Origin of the sequence: Streptomyces tardus (assembly GCF_018101125.2) — a bacterium.
In the GTDB taxonomy this organism is placed as follows: Bacteria; Actinomycetota; Actinomycetes; order Streptomycetales; family Streptomycetaceae; genus Streptomyces; species Streptomyces tardus.
Genome location: NZ_JAELVF020000001.1, coordinates 807,095 through 825,017, shown reverse-complemented (window position 1 = coordinate 825,017; position 17,923 = coordinate 807,095). Strand labels below are relative to the sequence as shown.

Genomic DNA, 17,923 nt, shown 5'->3' with positions numbered 1-17,923 from the left:
TAAGAAGCTCCGGACGGGGCGGGGAGAGGCGGTGGGTGATGGCGCGGGACTCTTCGTCCGCACCGGACGCGGGGCGCGGCGCGGCAGACGGCGCGGGGCACGAGCGAGCGGGCGGCGACCGGCGGGACGCGGCGCGCGGACCGGAAGGCGGCTCGGCGAGCGGCCACGGGGGCGGGCGCTCGGTGCACAGGGCGCGACCGCTGCCCGGACTGGTCGAGCAGGCCCGGATGTTGGCCGCCGGCGAGGCGGGGTCGCGGGAGCTGGTCACTCGCAGCCTGGACGCGATCGCCGCCACCAGTGGCGAGTTGAACGCGTTCCGGCTCGTCACCGCGGAACGTGCGCTCGCCGAGGCCGACGAGGCCGACCGGCGTCTGGCGGCGGGTGAGCGGCTGCCGCTGCTCGGCGTTCCGGTGGCGGTCAAGGACGACACCGACCTCGCGGGAGAGCCCACCGCCTTCGGGTGCGAGGGGTCGTTTCCGGCCAAGCGGGAGGACGCCGAGTCCGTACGGCGGCTGCGTGCGGCGGGAGCGGTCATCGTCGGCAAGACCAACAGCCCCGAGTTCGGCCAGTGGCCGGTCACCGAGGGCCCGGCGTTCGGCGACACCCGCAACCCCTGGAACCTGGACCACACCCCGGGCGGATCCTCCGGCGGTTCGGCGGCGGCGGTCGCCGCGGGCCTGGTGCCGGCCGCGCTCGGCTCCGACGGCGCCGGATCGGTGCGCATCCCGGCCGCCTGGACGCAGTTGGTGGGGATCAAGCCACAGCGGGGGCGCATCTCCACCTGGCCCGACCCCGAGGCGTTCAACGGGATCACCTGCCACGGCCCGCTCGCCCGTACGGTCGCCGACGCGGCCCTGCTGCTCGACGCCGCCGCCGGGAGCGCCCCCGGGGATCTGCACCGGCCGACACCCGTCGAGATGCTGCCCGCCGCGTACCGGGAGCCCGGCCGGCTGCGCATCGCGCTCTCCACCCGCACGGCGTTCACCGGAACTCCCAAGCGGCTGGAGCCCGTTGTGCGCTCGGCGCTGACCGCGCTCGCCGAGCGGCTGGCCGCCCTCGGCCACGAGGTCGAGGAGGCGGAACCCGCGTACGGGCCGATCGGCGTCACCTTCGTACCGCGCGCGACCGCCGGTATCCGCGAGTGGGCGGGCAGGGCGCCCGACCCCGCTCTGCTTGACCCGCGCACCCGCGGCGCCGCCCGCACCGGCGGGCTGCTCGGCGGTCCGGTGCTGCGGCTGGCCCGCTCGGCGGAGGCGCCGCTGCGCCGCCGGGTGGGGCGGATCTTCCGCCGGTACGACGTCGTCCTCACGCCGACCACCGCGACCCCGCCGCCCCGCATCGGCGCACTCGCCGACCTCAGCGGCTGGCAGACCGACCGGCGGATGATCGCGCACTGCCCGTACGCCTGGCCCTGGAACGTACTCGGCTGGCCCGGCGTGAACGTACCCGCGGGGCGTACGCCCGAGGGCCTCCCGCTCGGTGCGCAGCTGCTGGGACCGGCCGACTCCGAACCGCTGCTCGTCTCGCTCGCCGCCCAACTGGAGGCGGACCGCCGGTGGTTCGAGAGCTGGCCGGGCGGCGACGGGCAGCCCGAGGCGCAGTAGCCGACGCCTCGGTGCTGCCCGTCGCCGCCCGGCCAGCTCTCGAACCACCGGCGGTCCGCCTCCAGTTGGGCGGCGAGCGAGACGAGCAGCGGTTCGGAGTCGGCCGGTCCCAGCAGCTGCGCACCGAGCGGGAGGCCCTCGGGCGTACGCCCGAGGGCCTCCCGCTCGGTGCGCAGCTGCTGGGACCGGCCGACTCCGAACACCGGCACAGCCGCCGCCACAGCCACCCCCGCCGCGACAGCCACAGCCCCCACCACCTTCGCCCACGAGGACACGCTGCCCAGGGTCCCGCTCCCCGGTCTGGAGGAGAGCTGTACGCGCTTCCTCCAGTGGTGCGCGCCGGAGGTGAACGCAACGGCCCGGGCGGGGCGGCTGGCACCCGACCCCGCGCCCGGGGCCCCGGGCGCGTGCCCTGCTCGCGGGCTTCGGGTGCACGGACTGCGGTGCACGGGTCGGCTCGGTGGGAGTGCCGCGCACCGCGGTCCGTGGTGAACGTCCGTCGTGCGCCCGTGGTTCAGCGGCGCGACGGCGGCCGGTCGGCCGTACGCCCCGGACGACTCAGTCGAGCAGTTGGTCGACCCGTACGGCCCTCGCCCGGCCCTCCTCGGCGGCCAGATGCTCGGGCAGCACCCGCCCGAAGAGCTGACGGGTCCGTGCCGGGCTGCCGATGACGCCGGGGCGCTCGCTGTAGGCGAAGATCGCCGAATGGCGCGAGATGGACAAGCTGCGGGGCAGGGGCCGCGCGCCCGACCCGCCGCCGGGTCTCGTACCGGACCCGAACCCGGGGCCGGCGCCGGCCCCGGGTTCGGGTCCGGTACGAGACCCGGCGGCGGGTCGGGCGCGCGGCCCCTGCCCCGCAGCTTGTCCATCTCGCGCCATTCGGCGATCTTCGCCTACAGCGAGCGCCCCGGCGTCATCGGCAGCCCGGCACGGACCCGTCAGCTCTTCGGGCGGGTGCTGCCCGAGCATCTGGCCGCCGAGGAGGGCCGGGCGAGGGCCGTACGGGTCGACCAACTGCTCGACTGAGTCGTCCGGGGCGTACGGCCGACCGGCCGCCGTCGCGCCGCTGAACCACGGGCGCACGACGGACGTTCACCACGGACCGCGGTGCGCGGCACTCCCACCGAGCCGACCCGTGCACCGCAGTCCGTGCACCCGAAGCCCGCGAGCAGGGCACGCCCCGAGCGGTTCACTCCCTGCCGCCGGGCTCCCTGCCGCCGGGCTCGCGTTCGTCGCGGCTGCCGCCGGGCGGACGGCTGTGTTCCTGGACGGGCACGGGCCCCGGCGCCGGCCCCGGGTTCGGGTCCGGTACGAGACCCGGCGGCGGGTCGGGCGCGCGGCCCCTGCCCCGCAGCTTGTCCATCTCGCGCCATTCGGGCCGCAGCCCGCCGAGGTTGGTGGTCAGGAAGTAGAGCGTGCCCGCGACGACGAGCGCGGGGGAGAGGCCGATCGTGCTGATGGCCGCGCCCGCCAGCAACCCGCCGAACGGGATGCCGGCCCAGGCGACCGAGTCGCCCAACGCGTTGACCCGGCCCAGCAGTCGACGCGGTACTCGCTCGAAGGCGATGGCGCCGAGGATCGGATTGAGAAAGCCGGAGCCGAAGCCCGCGATCGCGAACACGGCCAGCATCGTCACCAGTGGCACGTCCATGGCGAGAACCAGGAAACGCGGTGCGCCCACGAGCGCGAAGCCGATGAAGAAGACGGGCCGCCGGCGCATCCGGTGGGCGATGGTGGCGGCAATGAGGCTACCGAGGACCGCGGCACCGCCCATCGTGCTGACCAGCAGGCCGAGGACCGCCGCCCCGTTGTCCGACTCCTTCGCCCACACCGGGAGCAGTACGGTGGCGAACGCCGCGTCCAGCAGGTTGGTGACGCCGACGACCAGGATGATCGCGAGCAGCAGCCGTTCGCCGCGCAGGAAGGCGAAGCCCTCCCGGAACCGTTGCCAGTAGCCGGGCTCCGGCTCCTCCCCGGTCGACTCCGGTCGGATCGGTTGGCCCATCCCGCGCGGCAGCAGCAGCCAGATCAGCAGCGAACCCAGGGCGAAACAGGCCGCGTTGACCGCGAGCCCGGTCATCGGGCCGAGCAGCGCGACCAGCGCACCGCCCGCGGCGGGGCCGATGGTGGAGGCCAGCCGCTCGGTCGTCCCGGAGAGGCCGGTGGCCCGCTCCAGCGGCACCCGGCTGCGGTCGGCGGCCTCGGGGATCATGATCTCCTTGGCCAGATCGCCCGGGCCGCGCGCCGAACCGATCACCGCGACCAGCGCCAACAGGCCCCAGAACGGCAGCAGATCGAGCCAGTGCAGCAGTGGGACCAACGCGACCGCCAACGCGCTGACGAGGTCCGTCGTCCAGGAGATCAGCCGCGGCCCGACGCGGTCGACCAGCGGGCCGGAGAACATCTTGACCAGCACGTACGGCGCCATCTCGCAGAACGCCACCAGGCCGGTCTGCGTCGCGCTGCCGGTGGTGACCAGGACGAACCAGGGCAGCGCGATCGTGGAGATCCGCGTACCGGTGATCGCCACCGACATCGCCGCCAGAACTCCCGCCAGCGGACGGAGACTTCGGCGTTCCCCGGTGTTCGCCGTCACGACGCCTCGCTCTCGGAACGAGAGGCCCGCGCGGGGCTCTCGTCGCGCTCGGTATGCGTGGCGTGGGTGGGGTGCGTGGCGTGCTCCGTGCGGTGCTGCTCGGGCTGCTCGGACTGTTCCGGCTGTTCCTGCTGTTCCGGCTCGGGGAGGATCTGGATGGCGACGGACACGTGCTCGGCGCCCGTCGCCGCGACCGGTGTCGCCGTCGCCTCGAACGGCCCCTCGGTGCGCTGCGTTTCGCCGTGCTCTTCGGCGCGGTGCAGCCCTTCGCCGGGCGGCCCTTCGCCAGCCGGCGGCTGCCGGTAGCGCGCGACGACCTCGTGCAGCTCCTCGCGCAGCCGTACCGCTTCCTCGGGGGTGAGCCGCAGCGTCCAGTCGCTCATGTCGGACGCCTTGCGCCACTTCCGCGGCAGCGTCTCGTAGTTGTTCAGCATCTGCTGAAGGTGGAGGGTGCGACCGGCCACCACGGAGTGGAGTACGGCGTTGACGGCGGCGGGGTCCTGCTCGACCAGGTCCGAGGTGTCCAGATGGGTCTCCTCGTGCAACGCGCGCCACCAGCGCTCGCGTGCGTTGCCGCGCTCGGTGTCCTCCTCGACGTAGCCGTGCGCGGCAAGTTGGCGCAGGTGGTAGCTGGCCGCGCCCGAGTTGATGGAGAGCCGCTCGGCGAGACGTGTGGCGGTGGAGGGCCCGTACTGGCGCAGCAGGCCGGTGAGCCGCATCCGCACGGGGTGCGCGAGCGCGCGCATCGCCTTCGCGTCGGGGTGGAAGGAGGAGCGCGAGGTGGGCTCGGCCCGTCCGGGGTCCGCGGATGTGATGTGCTCGGCACGTTCGGGGGCTTCGGTCACGGGAGGCAGCCTAAGACCGCAAAGGATTCTTTGCAAAGAGTTCTTTGCGGTTGATTCCGCGGTGCGGTGCCGCCGGAAAACCCGTTGCGATCCCGTCCGTCACCCTGGTTCGCTGCCCGGATGACCGACCTGCCGACGGCCGCAACCGTGGAACAGTACGAGGCTGTCGGAGCGGAGGAGCTGCACGCGGCGGTCGCCCACCTCTGCGAACGTCTGGGCCTGCCCACCGAGCGGATCGCCCGCTTTCCGCAGGGCTCGTTCCCGGTCTACGCACTCGGCCGGCATCTGGTGCTCAAGCTCTATCCCGAGGTCCACGCCGACGAACTCGCCGTGGAGAGCGCCGCGTTGCGTGCGTTGCACGGCCGACTTCCGCTCCTCACCCCCGGCGTGCTCGACACCGGGTACTCCGGGGGCTGGGGTTACCTCCTGATGGAACGGCTCTACGGCGAGAGCCTGGAGGACGCCTGGCCGCACATCCCCGAACAGGGCCGGCTCGACCTTCTCGACCAGCTCGGCCGCACCCTCGTCGCCCTCCACCGCGTACCGCCACCGGCCGAACTGGGCCCGGACGACTGGCAGTTGTTCCTCAAGCAGCAGCGGTCCGCGTGCGTGGACCGGCAGCGCGCGCTGGGTGTGGGCGAGGAGTGGCTGAGCCGCATCCCGGAGTTCCTCGACTCCGTGGCCCTCCCGGAGCCCGCTCGACCCGCCCTGCTGCACACGGAGTTCATGCCGGCCCATGTGCGAGTGGAGGAGACCGTGGAGGGCTGGACGGCGACCGGCCTTCTGGACTTCGAGCCGGCGATGCGCGGTGCGCCGGAGTACGACCTCGTCGCCGTCGGGATCTTCCTCACCCGCGGCCGACCCGTCCTGCTCCGGCGCCTGTTGACCGCGTACGGATGGCCGGACGACGAGCTCGCCGAGCTGCCGAGAGTGCTGATGGCGTACACCCTGCTCCACGCACAGTGCCATCTGCCGTGGTTCATGCGGGAGTTGCCGCCGGGTGGGGCGAGGAGCTTCGAGGAACTGGCCGAAGTCTGGTTCGGCGTCTGACAGTTGGCGCTGCGGGCGCCAAGGGCCGCCGCCGTGAACGGGGGCGGGCAGGGCTGTCGAGGACGCCTGCGAACCGCGCTCTCACTCCTCCGGCGTCAGAATGTCCAGCTCCGCGAGCGCGCCGACCGCGATCTCCCGCGTCAGCTCCTCCGCCCGCGCCGCGTCCCGCGCCCGTACCGCCTCGGCGACCCGTACGTGGAGGGTGACCGCGGCCGGATCGGGGTCCACGAACATCACCTGGTGCTGGGTGCGTCCGGTCAACACCGCCGCGACCACATCGCCGAGCTGGGCGAACATCTCGTTCCCCGAGGCGCGCAGTATCACCCGGTGGAACGCCACATCGTGCACCAGGTACGCGTCCAACTGCTGGCCGCGCGAGGTCGCGACCATGCCGAGCGCGTGCTCGGTCAGCTCGGCGCACTGCTCCGCCGTGGCGAGTTCGGCGGCCAGCCGCGCCGCGACCGGCTCCACCGCGGACCGCAGCACCGTCAGCGAACGCAGCTGCCGCGCCCGGTCCGAGCCCGCCAGCCGCCAGGTGATCACCTGCGGGTCGTAGACGTTCCACTCCTCGATGGGGCGCACGGTCGCCCCCACCCGCCGCCGCGACTCCACCAGCCGCATCGACTCCAGGACGCGCACGGCCTCGCGGACGACCGTGCGCGAGACCTCGTACCGCTCGGCCAGCTCGTCCGCCCGCAGCACCGAACCGGTGGGGTACTCCCCGGCGGTGATCGCGGGACCGAGCTGCGCCAGCAGCCGGGCGTGCAGCCCCTGTCGCGCCCCGCCCCGCTCCTGCGGCAGCTGCGGCTCGCGGCCCAGGTCGGAGGGGCTGTCGAGGGCGTGGCCGGTGGTCTCCTCGGCGTCCTTGGTGGTCACCTCGTCAGCCTACGGGGTGAGAGGGAGCGGAAAATAAGTATGACGATTTCGAGTCGAGATATTGAATACGTGTGATGTATCGGGTTGAGTGTGCGCGGCATCGAGGTCGCACGGCCCGTCCGCAGCACGACCGCCCGCCGCAAGTGGTACGGCGGCAGGGACGGCAAGCGGCCGGCAGGACAGCAGGACAGCAGGACAGCAGAGGACAGCGAGGTACCGATGCGAGCGTCAGCAGCCGAGCCACCCGAGGACGGGGACGGCGCCGGCCCGCCCCCGCACGCCGACCCCGGCGCGCACGGGCCGCCGGTGGTGGTCGTCATGGGTGTCTCCGGCACCGGCAAGACCACTGTCGGCGAACTGCTCGCCGAGCACCTCCACGTCCCGTACGCCGAGGCCGACGACTTCCACTCCCCGGCCAACATCGACAAGATGAGCCAGGGCGTACCGCTGGAGGACGCCGACCGGTGGCCCTGGCTCGACGCCATCGGCGACTGGGCGCGCAGCCGCGCCGGACACGGCGGCGTCGTCAGCTGCTCGGCGCTCAAGCGCAGCTACCGCGACCGGCTCCGCGCCGCCGCCCCCGAGCTCTTCTTCCTCCACCTCACCGGCGACCGCGCACTCATCGCCGACCGACTCGCCAACCGTCGGGGGCACTTCATGCCGCTGAACCTGCTCGACTCACAGCTCGCCACCCTCGAACCGCTCCAGGCGGACGAGCGAGGCGCCGCCGTACCGGTGAACCCCGGCCCCGCCAGCGTCACCGCACTCGCCCTCGCCGCCCTCGGACCGCAACCGCGCGCCGGCTGACCCCGGCCGGAACCGGTACGCGCGGGGGCTTCGTACGCACCCGGCGCCCGTACGCACCCGGCGCCCGTACGCACCCGGCTCGCGGGCGCGCACCCGCTCCGTACGCACCGGCGGCCCGTACGCGTCCCTCCACCACCGGAGCGCGTCGCGCCACGCACGACCCCGAGCCCGTACCACCACCCGCGAGCCCCGTACCTCCGCAACCGGGTACGGCCGATCCGTACACCCCCGCTCCCAGCCCCCATCCCTGTGTGAGGAACTCCCGTGCGCCATCTCAGTGTTGAGATACTTGCGGCCGACTCTCCCGAGATCATCACCTCGGCGGGCAATGCCCAGTTGGGCCTCGCCGTCCTGGCCGGTATCGCCGTCATCGTCCTGCTCATCACGCGAGGCAGGCTGCACGCCTTCCTCGCACTGACCATCGGCTCCCTCGTGCTCGGCGCGCTCGCCGGCGCCCCGCTGGACAAGGCCATCGAGGGCTTCTCCAGCGGACTGGGCTCCACCGTCGCCGGCGTCGGCGTGCTCATCGCGCTCGGCGCGATCCTCGGCAAGCTCCTCGCCGACTCCGGCGGCGCCGACCAGATCGTCGACACCATCCTCGCCAGGGCGGACGGCAAACGGATGCCCTGGGCGATGGCGCTCATCGCGGGCGTCATCGGGCTGCCGCTCTTCTTCGAGGTCGGCGTCGTCCTGCTGATCCCCGTCGTCCTGCTCGTCGCCCGACGCGGCGGCCACTCGCTGATGCGCATCGGTATCCCCGCGCTCGCCGGCCTCTCCGTGATGCACGGGCTCGTACCGCCGCACCCCGGACCGCTCGCCGCGATCGACGCCGTCGACGCCGACCTCGGCATCACGCTCGCGCTCGGCGTCCTCATCGCGCTGCCGACCGTGGTGATCGCCGGACCGGTCTTCGCCAAGTACGCCGCCCGCTGGGTCGACGTCAGCCCGCCCGAGGGTCTGGTGCCCGAGCGGCCGTCCGAGGAGCTCAAGCACCGTCCGAGCTTCGCCGCCACGGTGGGCACGGTGCTGCTGCCCGTCGTGCTCATGCTCGGCAAGGCGCTCACCGACGTCGTCATCGACAACCCCGACAACACCGTTCAGCGCGTCATGGACGTCGTCGGCTCACCGCTCATGGCGCTGCTCGCGGCCGTGATCGTCGGCCTCTTCACCCTCGGCCGCGCGGCAGGCTTCACCAAGGACCGCCTGGCCACCACCGTCGAGAAGTCGCTGCTGCCGATCGCCGGCATCCTGCTGATCGTCGGCGCCGGCGGCGGTTTCAAGCAGACCCTGATCGACGTCGGTGTCGGCGAGATGATCCTGGAGTTCGCCGAGAGCTGGAACATCTCCGCGCTGCTCCTCGCCTGGCTCATCGCCGTCGGTATCCGCCTGGCCACCGGCTCCGCGACCGTCGCGACCATCTCGGCCGCCGGTCTCGTCGCCCCGCTGGCCGCCGACATGAGCACCACCCACACCGCCCTGCTCGTCCTGGTCATCGGCGCCGGCTCGCTCTTCTTCAGCCACGTCAACGACGCGGGCTTCTGGATGGTCAAGGAGTACTTCGGCATGACTGTCGGCCAGACCATCAAGACCTGGTCGGTCATGGAGACGATCATCTCCGTCTGCGGCCTTGTCTTCGTCCTGCTGCTGTCCCTGGTGCTGTAGCCCCCGCCCAGCGCCTGCCGTGCGCCGGTCAACACCGAGGGCCCGCAACGGAGTTGCTCCGTCGCGGGCCCTCGGGCCGTGCGCAGGCTCAGGCCGTGGTCGACTCCTCGCGCACGGCGTCGACGAAGGCGCCCCACCCCTCGCACGAAAACGTCAGCACGGGACCCGCGCACTGCTTGGAATCCCGTACGGGCACGACCCCGCGGGCAACAAGGCCACGACTGAACTCCAGGCATTCCCCGCCGTCGCCTCCGCTGTACGACGACTTCGTCCACTCGTTGGTGTTGGTTCTCGGACAGGTGCTCACTGTCGATACTCCTCCAGTGCGGACATCAACTTGGCGCGCGATTCAACGATTCCCAGTGCATCGGCCCTCAACCGGTCGTAGGAGTCACGGTAGAGCGCGACCGTCTCCGCGGAGTCGTAGAGGCGCCCGCCCTGGGGGCCTTCGGAGTAGAGGACGGACGAGCCGTCGGCCATACCCAGAAGAGCGAACGGCCGCATCGCGTTCTGCGCGGGCGCACCGGCCGAGAACGGCAGAATCTGGATATCGATGTGCGGTGAGCGGGAGACGTCCAGAAGGTGGGCGAGCTGCCCCCGCATGGTCGCCCTGTCGCCCACCACGGTGAGCAGACTCGCCTCGTGGAGCACGATCCACAACGAGGGCGGGTTGGCTCGTTCGAACACCGCGCGACGCCGAACTCGAGCTGCGGCCTTGGCCCTGACGGTCTCGTCCTCGTCACGCGGGTTCGAGGACCGAAAGATCGCGTACGCGTACTGCTCGGTCTGCACCAGGCCCGTCACGAGGGACGCGGAGAAATGCGCTATATGCATCGCTTTCTCCTCCATGTGCAGGTACGGGACGAACCACGAGGGGTGGTCGCCCTCGTCGATCCGGCGGAGCTGCTCCTCGAAGAGGCCGTTGGTGCCGAAGGCGAGATCACACCCTCTGGCGAACTTGACGCTCGGGCGCGGCAACATCAGACCCGCCTCGACACGACTGACATACGCCTCGGAATAACTTGCCGCTTTTGCCAACTGCTTCTGGGTGAGGCTGCGCCCGAGCCTCACTCTTCTGACGTCCTGACCGAATCGCTGGAGCGGGTTCAACTGCGTGAGGACCTCTGACTCTTCCGACACCGTCACCTCTCGACACCGTGTTTTCAGGAGGCGTTCGCGCAGTTCAGAGCCTCCACGGCGCCACCGGAGCAGATCCGATACTCGGGGCGCCCGAGCTCTATGGGTGAGCGAATGGATGTAGTGGGTACCTTATTTCTGGCGCCCAACCACTTAGTCGTTCAGGGCAGTTGAGGGTTCACCGAAATCCACCACGAAAGAGTTCACTGGCCGCCGAATGAATGCGAATGCCCGATCCGGGCAGACGAGAAGTACAGGGCGTTCGGAGACCATGCCGCCACCGACTGCACCGTTCCCCTGTCCCGTCACCGGGCCGCCGTAGATCAGCTGGAGGTCGCAACCATGAAGGACCAACCAGAGGGGCCGACTGCTGCCGAGAACGAAGGTCCCCCCACCGCCGTACCGCGTACGACTCACCTGCACCGCCCGACCTGCACCCCGCCCATGCCCGGCGCCGCCGGTGACGCGCCGGTCTCTGCGGGCGCCGCGGGCTCTTTGGGCGCTGCCGGCCCTGTCGGCCCACAGAGCCCGGGGTCGAACCTCGCCCAGCTCGTCGCCGAACTCGGCGAGACCGTACGCGCACACCTGGCCAGCCTCAGACGCCCCCGCTGACCGGTGCACGGCCGGGCGGGAGCGTTCCCGCTACTGGTTCGCCTCTCGCCACCTGGCGATGACGTCGGCCGGGACCCGTCCTCGGTCGGGCACCTCGTACCCGTTCGCCCGCGCCCACGCGCGCACCTCGCTAGTGCGCACGGGAGGTTCGGGGTCGAGGCGCGGGGCCTCCTGCGCTCCGCTGCCCGGGGGCGACGAGCTGTCCGGAGATGGCGAGCTGTCCGGGGACGACGACGGGACGAACGGGGTTCCGCCGTCGAGCAGTCCGGTCGGGAACAGGTCGATGGCGAGCCGGCCGCTCAGGACGCCTGCGAGGAAGTCCGTGAGGTTGCCGTCGTGGGTGTACCAGCGAGGGCCGCGCGCTTCGTTGACCGCCACCCGCCATGTGTCGGGCCGGTCCTCGGGATCGGTGACCCAGAAGAGGTAATTGCCGTTGTCGGTGACGCCGACCGGGAACAGCAGCTGCGGATCGTGCGGCGGGCGATACGCGCTCGACGCCTGATCTCGTTCCATCTGTGCACGGACGATGGCGGGGACAGGGCCGGTGAGGTCGACCCACGGGGTCGGCGCCGCCGGATGGTGGATCCGAATGAAGCCGCCGAACGCGCCGGGACCGTACCGGGACGCCAACTCCTTGTAGTACCCGGGCAGTTCGAAATCGACAGCCTCCTCAACCGCCCTCCAGTCGACAACCGGCACAGCTGACGGGGACGGCGGCGGGCAGATCCCGGCCAGGTGTTCCAGCGATGTCATGGCTCGGCTCACCCCTGCTGCGCGTGTACGGACTGCTCAGCACAGTACCTATTAGCACGCTCCAGCCCTGGCAGTGAGATTCACTCGATGATCTCGAGTACCGAGCCGAACCTCGCTGCCAGGGACCGGTGTTGCCGGGCCATGCCGTGCTTCGAGGGAACGATTGAACCTTCGAGGACCCACCCAGGTGTCGCAGCGTCGGTGAACTCTTCCATCTCCCGCAAGTCTGCTTCCGTCAGGCGATCCCGCACGGGTACTCCCTTTTGGTTGCTCATAGCGTTCGCTCAACTGGCCTGGCCAGCCGATACTCTTGTGGGTGCGGTGGTGCATGGCGTGTTCGCCGGTGGTCGGTGGGGCAGCCGAGGGGGTTTCCAGGTGTGGGCGACGGGGCGAGGGAGCCTGCGGGGTGGTCCCGGGGCGTCGCCCGGGGCGGGGCCCGAGGTCACGCGTCCGGATTGATGGTCCACATCGGGGAGTTGCTGGGTGGGGGTTCCTTCACCTGCCACTGTGACCTGTCCGCTGCTGCTTCCCAGTACGGCACGTCCCCCACGTAGTAGATGGCGTACGCCCAGTGCTCCGGAAGTTCGTGGCCGAGCAGAATCGGCTCCTCGTCGAACGACTGCGTTCCCCACGCCTGATTGATGCGGGCCACCGCCTCCGCGCGCGAGATGTGAAAGATCGTCACCATCTCCTCAGCGATGTCGAGGAGTATTTCGTGCGCTTCTTCCCCCGCGGGCATGATGAATTCACTCACGTTGTGGGCACTTTCCCCTCAAGGATCGGGTGAACACCACCTGGCGATGATGTCGGCCAGGACTTGTCCTCGGTCGAGACGTGGGGCCTTCTGGGCTCCGCTGTCCAGGGCTGACAGGCGTGCTGAGGTCGTCACCGCCGGCCTGCTGCTTTCGCCAAATATGTACACGAACGCCTGTGTCTGAGCCGGCCGTTGACGGCTCTCGAGCGGCTCCTCTCCGGATTTGCCCCTCGTTGCGCTCAATCTTCCTTCAGCTCGGCCGTGCCTACAGCTCGAACGCCCTGTAGGTCAGCGCTGCGTCCACCACCTCTTCTGCGGATAGCTCTGGATCGGAACAGAAGATCAAACCCAGCACTCGCGGGTGCGGAAAATGCTTTTCCAGCAGCTCGATCAGCGCATCCTGCTCTTCCTCAGTGCCCTCCACGTTCATGATTCTTTCTACAATCCGCACCAGCTCTACCCGTTCCACTAAGTCCCACCCCTGTTGTCATCAACTACCCCCATGGGGCAGCCCTGCTGGAAAGGACCTGCGCGTACTCGATCAGGAGGGAATCGGGTACGGCTGCTTTGATTCTCCACGCTGTCCACATCTGAGCATTGCGCATCGGACGTGTCCCCCTCCCGAGCCGTTCGAGCATCTCGATCCCCCGGTCCGTCGTTCGCTGAGGTACCTGAATCACCGATGCTCGGGCAGGTATCGCCAAGTCCTCTGAATCGGATGTCACGGCTGGATGCCCTCGGCACCTTGCCTGGCTCTTTCGGTTAGTCGTCAGCCGGCCCATCGCCGGACGGAATTATTCTCGATTGTCAGCCAAGATCCGTCCCCCAGCGGAAGGGGGCGAGCGGAAACTTCGGATGGGTAGGAGACCCTCGCCCAGGGGATCAAGGTTTGGGCATCGAGGAGCAGGTGCTCGGACTCAGCCGACCAGGTCTCTTCGGCTACCGCAGCGAGCACCGTATTCAGGTCGACAAAACCTGGCTTTCCAACGAACTGGTGATCCGGGTATTCGTTCAGATCCGATGTTCTCGCTTCGGCTTTCTCCGGGCAGGAGCCGTCTCTGCGATGTTCGCAAAGTGTGAGCCAATCTCCGCCCACGTCGATCTTTAGGAAATGAGAACCATCGAGGCAGTTGCCGGTTAACGGGTCACCAACCTGTCCCGCCTGTGTGATATTCAAATCACCGCTGAGGGCATTGATGATGAGCGAATAGGTGTCGTTCTGGCCGTGAGCGGCGTTGAGGAAAACATGATTGGAGTGTTCCAGTGAGTGGTTGAACGAGTACACGCCGGAATACACTGGAATGATCTCCTGGCCTACGAGATCGCCCGATTCTGAATCCAGCACTGCACAAACGTCGCCTGCGTAACGGCCCTCCTCGTCGTCCGGTCCACGCAGGGTTGCAAGTACGTGAGACCCGGAGGGCGTGAGCGCACACGCGCCCTTGGCAATTGCGGAGTCTTCCCAGGGGGCGTGATCAAACTGCCATCGAATCGAACCGTCGGAATTGATGTAAGTCACACTCCCTGCGGCACTGAAAAGGAGTCCGCCTGCAGCAGGGGATGCATACCCTTGAACGTCGAGCTGAGATGATCGCCACGAACGTTCTTCTGCTACTATTCGAGCCTTGCCTGAGCTGATGCGAAAGCAAGAAACGGTTGCACCATCTCGACGAACAAGCCAATTCGTGCCCTCGCGAACCTGGAATCCATCTGGCCGATCCAGCGCATCCCTGAAGCACTCCAGTCGCTCCTCTGCGAGCATGCGTGCCGAAATTTCCCTCATCTCGGAATCCTTTCCTGCGCACTTGTTCTGCGCGGTCAGACTCGTTCCCAGACTCTTGAGCCAGCTACGGTGAAAGATGTTCGTGGTCCTGTATGAGTGGATGGCGTACCCGGGCCGCCGGTCGGGCAGGTCGATCCGTTGTCGTGTCGTCGGCTCGCCGAACCGCCAAGTGGTCTCACGTCAGAAGGTGAGCCAGTGTCTCCCCGCTTGCGGACTTGATCGGGTAAAATTTCCTGTCCCAATCGCCTGTTACCAGAGCACGTGCCGAATTCTCGAAGCCATGTGCGAACCATTGGATTCCGGCATCGGAGGCGAACAAGAAATCGCCATTGCGCGCGAGGAGCAGAGCGTCCTCCGTCTCGAAAGCGGCGCCGACCGGCAGGACGGGAATGCCGATTCGCTTGCTGTAGACACGCATGCTTCTGGGAGTCGCGTGCGGTGCCTCCAGGCAGGCTTTTACCGTCGTGGACAGCGAGCAGACTCTGTTCATGAACGGGTACCGGATGGTCAAACCTTCATATGAGTCGAGAAAAGAGCGGAGCCACTCCGTCATCTCGAATCCATCTTCCGCGTACCACCGCTCGATATTCGGTGCCGACGTGGGGTTGACCGAGAGGGAGCCGAGTGAAGCAATCGCCGCTAGCACCGAGTCGACAGACCTCGCGTGTTCTTCCTTCATCCTGTGAGTGTTACCGTCGAGTCCACCGCGCAAAGCGCTTGTTCCGCTCGTTGATCCAGCTATGGACGTCTCGTTCGATCTCGACGCCGTGGTGCGTCGAGTGGCGAAGGATGTTCGACGTGATGTCCCTGTTCAGGGCTGACACGAGAAATTCGGTGCACGACATGTCGTATGTTTCCCAAACGTGCTACTCGCGTCGGTGATGAGGACGCGCCATTCTTCCGGCGATGAGAGCTCCGGCGAACTCCTTCATGATGGCGGCCGGCATCACTACGGAGACACGTCTGCCATACTTGGCACCTCAGAAAGTGGCTCGGAGAGTCAGTGCCACGTAAAGTCATAGCAGTTCTCTGTGTGGTCGAACTCCACGGCGATCGGCGTAGGTTTCTCATCTGCTATCAGCGAGATTGCAGGGGTGTGAGTACGTCGTCCCGTTGCAGAGATTTCCAGAAGGTCAACTCGCGTCACACGGTTGGCGGTCGTAGAGGCTCAAGCCGCTGCCAATCCATACGGGTCAGGGCATCCACACCGTGCTTCCAGGCGTAGTCACGCTCTGACATGTGCAGCGGGTAAACCTGAATCAACTCAATCTCGCGAAAAGGGAACTCTTCGTCTGGGTTTTGCGAAATAGTCAGTGTGCTCGGTCCCAGCTCGCTGCTGGGTTCGCCCAGCATGCTTGCCCTCATCTGTGATCCTGGAATCAGAGGCTCCACCTGGCCGATAACCTGCCCGGGCCCAAATGGCCTGAATCCGCGCAATGCTCCAACAATCTTTGCCGGAATGCAGGCCCATTCGACTTCCCGTGAATGCATCACGATTGCCAGCTCGCAGGGCTTCCTCTTCTCCGTGCTGTGTCGAAATCCGGAAAGACCGTACGACGCACCTGTAACGTAGCCGTTCTGAGGAAAGTCCCGGTATATGAGGGAAATGGCAGGACCTTCATTCGGGTTTCTTCTCTCGGCGTCCTGTAGTTCTGGCTCCCGACCTGTTCTGGATAGCCAAGCCGCCAGATACGCATCAAATACCTCGCGCTGCCGCTTCATCTCGAACTCCCTGCTTCAGGAATTGGGTTCATCTAAGTGATCTATCTACGATTCGTGGGTGGGTAGAAGCTCCCCAGGGCGGCATCCCACCACTCCGTTCTGTCGTGGTCGATATATGAATTGAATTCGTCGAACCGGTCGGCGGGTATTCTCCATTCGGTGACGTTTTCGAGGCCGTTTTTGTTCTCCAGGGGGAATTCCAGGTCCCCGAAGGCCTCCCTGAACCCCGGTTTCATTGCGAATCGGTGGAATCCGTAGTCATGGCCGTTTCCTGCATACTGGGCAGCTCCTTCCGGCATGTTCGACAGATATGCAGTCGGGTGCTGGCCTCCGTGGTTCTCCGGTCGCAGACCGAATGCCTCACTGTCTCGATTCCCCTCTCCCGGTGAACGGTAGAGGATGTCAGGTTCTCCGTCACCTGCGCCGTTCGGCGTACAGCCGTCCGGTGCGAGTCCGAGGGGGTCGGTGACGGCGTGAGGGTTGTAGTGGAGGGCGGTTTCGGGGTCGGCGTATTGGCCGGGGAAGCGGAGTGGGGTGTGAGCGGTGGCGTCGCGGTTCCAGGTGGTGGTGCCCCAGAGGGTGGTGCGTGCGTAGGCGGCGATGTGGCCGGTGTGGTCGATGAGTTCGGTGGGTGTGCCGACGAGGTCGGTGATGATGGCGAAGAAGCGGGAGTCGTATTCGCTCTGGGTGCGGGGTTTGCGTTCGAGTTGGGTCAGGGGGCGGTGGCCCTGGTGGTCCCAGGTGAGGGTGACGCCGGTGGTGGTGTCGGTCTGTTCGGCGAGGCGGGTGCCGTCCCAGGTGAGGGTGACGCCGGTGGTGGTTGTAGTGGAGGGCGGTTTCGGGGTCGGCGTATTGGCCGGGGAAGCGGAGTGGGGTGTGAGCGGTGGCGTCGCGGTTCCAGGTGGTGGTGTCGGTCCGGCCGGCGTGTTGGATGCGGGTGCCGACGTAGGTGCGGTTGCCTCGGGCGGCGCGGTTGGGGGTGCGGTCGGGCCAGTCGGCTGAGGTTTGGTTGCCTGCGGTGTCGTAGGCGTACGTCTCCGACCAGTTCTCGGCGGTGACGGTCAGCGGGCGGCCGATGGCGTCGAGTTCGTAGGTGGTGGTGTCGCCGGTGAGGTGGTTGGTGGTGGAGGTGAGGTAGCCGTCGGCGCGGTAAGTGTGGGCGCGGTGGCGCAGGGTGTGGTCGCCGGTGGTGAGGTGTTGGTCGGTGAGGCGGCCGAGGGTGTCCCAGGTGTGGGTGAGGGTGACGGGGTCGGTGTCGGGGGAGAGGGCGCCGAGGGTGCGGGTGGTTTCGCGGCCCAACTCGTCGTGGGTGAAGGTGAGTTGGTGGCCGTCGGTGGTGAGGGTGGTGCGGTTGCCGGCGGCGTTGTGGGTGTAGGTGGTGGTGGCGCCGGTGGGGGTGGTGCGTGAGGTGCGGCGGCCGAGGATGTCGTAGGTGAAGTGGGTGGTGCGGTTGTCGACGGTTTCGGTGAGGACGCGGCCGAGTGTGTCGTAGGTGCGGGTGAGGGTGGAGTGGGGTGCGGCGGCTTGGGCGAGGCGGCCGGCGGTGTCGTAGGTGTAGGTGGTGGCGCCGTCGGGGGTGGTTTTGGTGGTGGGTCGGCCGGCGGTGTCGTAGGTGAAGGTGATCTGGTCGCCGAGGGGGGTGGTGCGGGTGGTGAGTTGGCCGAGAGGGTTGTGGCTGTAGGTCTGGGTGCGGTTGTCGAAGTCGGATTCGGCGATGAGGCG

17 protein-coding genes and 4 pseudogenes are annotated in these 17,923 nt (G+C 68.4%); 6 read left to right on the top strand and 15 right to left on the bottom strand.

The window, feature by feature from the left end; all coding sequences use genetic code 11:
* Nucleotides 1–38 precede the first annotated feature (38 nt).
* Nucleotides 39–1,604 (top strand): amidase, encoded by a 1,566-nt coding sequence (locus tag JGS22_RS03590; protein WP_211042013.1) that lies wholly within the window; start codon nucleotides 39–41, stop codon nucleotides 1,602–1,604.
* Nucleotides 1,605–2,162: 558 nt separating this feature from the next.
* Here JGS22_RS03590 and JGS22_RS03585 read toward each other — a convergent pair.
* A pseudogene (locus tag JGS22_RS03585) lies at nucleotides 2,163–2,318 on the bottom strand (HalD/BesD family halogenase); the annotation flags it as partial.
* 156 nt (nucleotides 2,319–2,474) lie between these two features.
* Between JGS22_RS03585 and JGS22_RS03580 the strand changes: the two are divergent.
* Nucleotides 2,475–2,630: pseudogene (locus tag JGS22_RS03580) on the top strand (HalD/BesD family halogenase); the annotation flags it as partial.
* Nucleotides 2,631–2,793: 163 nt separating this feature from the next.
* Here JGS22_RS03580 and JGS22_RS03575 read toward each other — a convergent pair.
* Both JGS22_RS03575 and JGS22_RS26940 read right to left on the bottom strand, forming a co-directional pair.
* The gene (locus tag JGS22_RS03575; RefSeq protein WP_211041783.1) at nucleotides 2,794–4,140 is read right to left on the bottom strand and encodes an MFS transporter; all 1,347 of its coding nucleotides are present in this window, start codon (nucleotides 4,138–4,140) and stop codon (nucleotides 2,794–2,796) included.
* A 56-nt stretch (nucleotides 4,141–4,196) separates the two neighbouring features.
* Nucleotides 4,197–5,045, bottom strand: a complete 849-nt coding sequence (locus JGS22_RS26940; RefSeq protein ID WP_308405493.1) for a helix-turn-helix domain-containing protein — start codon at nucleotides 5,043–5,045, stop codon at nucleotides 4,197–4,199.
* A gap of 120 nt (nucleotides 5,046–5,165) precedes the next feature.
* On the opposite strand from JGS22_RS26940, the gene JGS22_RS03565 reads away from it, so the two are divergent.
* A complete protein-coding gene (locus JGS22_RS03565; protein WP_211041772.1) occupies nucleotides 5,166–6,095 on the top strand; it encodes a phosphotransferase family protein in 930 nt (309 codons plus the stop codon).
* An 81-nt stretch (nucleotides 6,096–6,176) separates the two neighbouring features.
* Here the strand turns inward: JGS22_RS03565 and JGS22_RS03560 are convergent, their stop codons facing one another.
* Nucleotides 6,177–6,896: a FadR/GntR family transcriptional regulator gene (locus tag JGS22_RS03560; protein WP_236073376.1), complete on the bottom strand. Its 720-nt coding sequence runs from the start codon at nucleotides 6,894–6,896 to the stop codon at nucleotides 6,177–6,179.
* A gap of 393 nt (nucleotides 6,897–7,289) precedes the next feature.
* Here JGS22_RS03560 and JGS22_RS03555 point away from each other — a divergent pair, with 393 nt between their 5' ends.
* Nucleotides 7,290–7,778 carry a gluconokinase gene (locus JGS22_RS03555; RefSeq protein ID WP_236073375.1) on the top strand — a complete coding sequence of 163 codons (489 nt, stop codon included), beginning with the start codon at nucleotides 7,290–7,292 and terminating at the stop codon, nucleotides 7,776–7,778.
* A 264-nt stretch (nucleotides 7,779–8,042) separates the two neighbouring features.
* On the top strand, nucleotides 8,043–9,440 hold the full coding sequence (locus JGS22_RS03550) for a GntP family permease (RefSeq protein WP_211041773.1): 1,398 nt from the start codon (nucleotides 8,043–8,045) through the stop codon (nucleotides 9,438–9,440).
* A gap of 88 nt (nucleotides 9,441–9,528) precedes the next feature.
* Here JGS22_RS03550 and JGS22_RS03545 read toward each other — a convergent pair whose 3' ends face one another.
* On the bottom strand, nucleotides 9,529–9,747 hold the full coding sequence (locus JGS22_RS03545) for a DUF397 domain-containing protein (RefSeq protein ID WP_211041774.1): 219 nt from the start codon (nucleotides 9,745–9,747) through the stop codon (nucleotides 9,529–9,531).
* Nucleotides 9,744–10,580: a helix-turn-helix domain-containing protein gene (locus tag JGS22_RS03540; protein ID WP_211041775.1), complete on the bottom strand. Its 837-nt coding sequence runs from the start codon at nucleotides 10,578–10,580 to the stop codon at nucleotides 9,744–9,746. The genes JGS22_RS03545 and JGS22_RS03540 overlap by 4 nt, the downstream gene beginning before the upstream one ends.
* Before the next feature lie 339 nt (nucleotides 10,581–10,919).
* Here JGS22_RS03540 and JGS22_RS03535 point away from each other — a divergent pair, with 339 nt between their 5' ends.
* Nucleotides 10,920–11,189, top strand: a complete 270-nt coding sequence (locus JGS22_RS03535; protein ID WP_211041776.1) for a hypothetical protein — start codon at nucleotides 10,920–10,922, stop codon at nucleotides 11,187–11,189.
* A 30-nt stretch (nucleotides 11,190–11,219) separates the two neighbouring features.
* Here the strand turns inward: JGS22_RS03535 and JGS22_RS03530 are convergent, their stop codons facing one another.
* The 9 genes and pseudogenes from JGS22_RS03530 to JGS22_RS27585 all read right to left on the bottom strand — a co-directional run.
* Entirely contained in the window at nucleotides 11,220–11,942 is a 723-nt protein-coding gene (locus tag JGS22_RS03530) for an Lsr2 family DNA-binding protein (RefSeq protein ID WP_211041777.1), read from the bottom strand.
* A gap of 442 nt (nucleotides 11,943–12,384) precedes the next feature.
* On the bottom strand, nucleotides 12,385–12,696 hold the full coding sequence (locus JGS22_RS03525) for a hypothetical protein (RefSeq protein ID WP_211041778.1): 312 nt from the start codon (nucleotides 12,694–12,696) through the stop codon (nucleotides 12,385–12,387).
* Between the two features lie 265 nt (nucleotides 12,697–12,961).
* Entirely contained in the window at nucleotides 12,962–13,165 is a 204-nt protein-coding gene (locus JGS22_RS03520; protein WP_308405492.1) for a bacteriocin immunity protein, read from the bottom strand.
* 300 nt (nucleotides 13,166–13,465) lie between these two features.
* Nucleotides 13,466–14,479: a hypothetical protein gene (locus tag JGS22_RS03515; protein ID WP_211041779.1), complete on the bottom strand. Its 1,014-nt coding sequence runs from the start codon at nucleotides 14,477–14,479 to the stop codon at nucleotides 13,466–13,468.
* Between the two features lie 175 nt (nucleotides 14,480–14,654).
* On the bottom strand, nucleotides 14,655–15,158 hold the full coding sequence (locus JGS22_RS03510) for a hypothetical protein (protein WP_211041780.1): 504 nt from the start codon (nucleotides 15,156–15,158) through the stop codon (nucleotides 14,655–14,657).
* 464 nt (nucleotides 15,159–15,622) lie between these two features.
* Nucleotides 15,623–16,201 carry a suppressor of fused domain protein gene (locus tag JGS22_RS03505; protein WP_211041781.1) on the bottom strand — a complete coding sequence of 193 codons (579 nt, stop codon included), beginning with the start codon at nucleotides 16,199–16,201 and terminating at the stop codon, nucleotides 15,623–15,625.
* Between the two features lie 41 nt (nucleotides 16,202–16,242).
* On the bottom strand, nucleotides 16,243–16,500 hold the full coding sequence (locus JGS22_RS03500; RefSeq protein WP_216814825.1) for a hypothetical protein: 258 nt from the start codon (nucleotides 16,498–16,500) through the stop codon (nucleotides 16,243–16,245).
* A gap of 144 nt (nucleotides 16,501–16,644) precedes the next feature.
* Nucleotides 16,645–17,001, bottom strand: a pseudogene (locus JGS22_RS27540) (RHS repeat-associated core domain-containing protein); the annotation flags it as partial.
* Between the two features lie 502 nt (nucleotides 17,002–17,503).
* Nucleotides 17,504–17,824: pseudogene (locus JGS22_RS27585) on the bottom strand (hypothetical protein); the annotation flags it as partial.
* Nucleotides 17,825–17,923: the final 99 nt, after the last annotated feature.

Coding starts and splice junctions, on each gene's coding strand:
- JGS22_RS03535 (WP_211041776.1), top strand. CDS start 10,920: ATGAAGGACCAACCAGAGGGGCCGACTGCTGCCGAGAACGAAGGTCCC.
- JGS22_RS03510 (WP_211041780.1), bottom strand. CDS start 15,158: ATGAAGGAAGAACACGCGAGGTCTGTCGACTCGGTGCTAGCGGCGATT.
- JGS22_RS03500 (WP_216814825.1), bottom strand. CDS start 16,500: ATGCCGGAAGGAGCTGCCCAGTATGCAGGAAACGGCCATGACTACGGA.
- JGS22_RS03590 (WP_211042013.1), top strand. CDS start 39: ATGGCGCGGGACTCTTCGTCCGCACCGGACGCGGGGCGCGGCGCGGCA.
- JGS22_RS03530 (WP_211041777.1), bottom strand. CDS start 11,942: ATGACATCGCTGGAACACCTGGCCGGGATCTGCCCGCCGCCGTCCCCG.
- JGS22_RS03565 (WP_211041772.1), top strand. CDS start 5,166: ATGACCGACCTGCCGACGGCCGCAACCGTGGAACAGTACGAGGCTGTC.
- JGS22_RS03505 (WP_211041781.1), bottom strand. CDS start 16,201: ATGAAGCGGCAGCGCGAGGTATTTGATGCGTATCTGGCGGCTTGGCTA.
- JGS22_RS03515 (WP_211041779.1), bottom strand. CDS start 14,479: ATGAGGGAAATTTCGGCACGCATGCTCGCAGAGGAGCGACTGGAGTGC.
- JGS22_RS03555 (WP_236073375.1), top strand. CDS start 7,290: ATGGGTGTCTCCGGCACCGGCAAGACCACTGTCGGCGAACTGCTCGCC.
- JGS22_RS03575 (WP_211041783.1), bottom strand. CDS start 4,140: ATGTCGGTGGCGATCACCGGTACGCGGATCTCCACGATCGCGCTGCCC.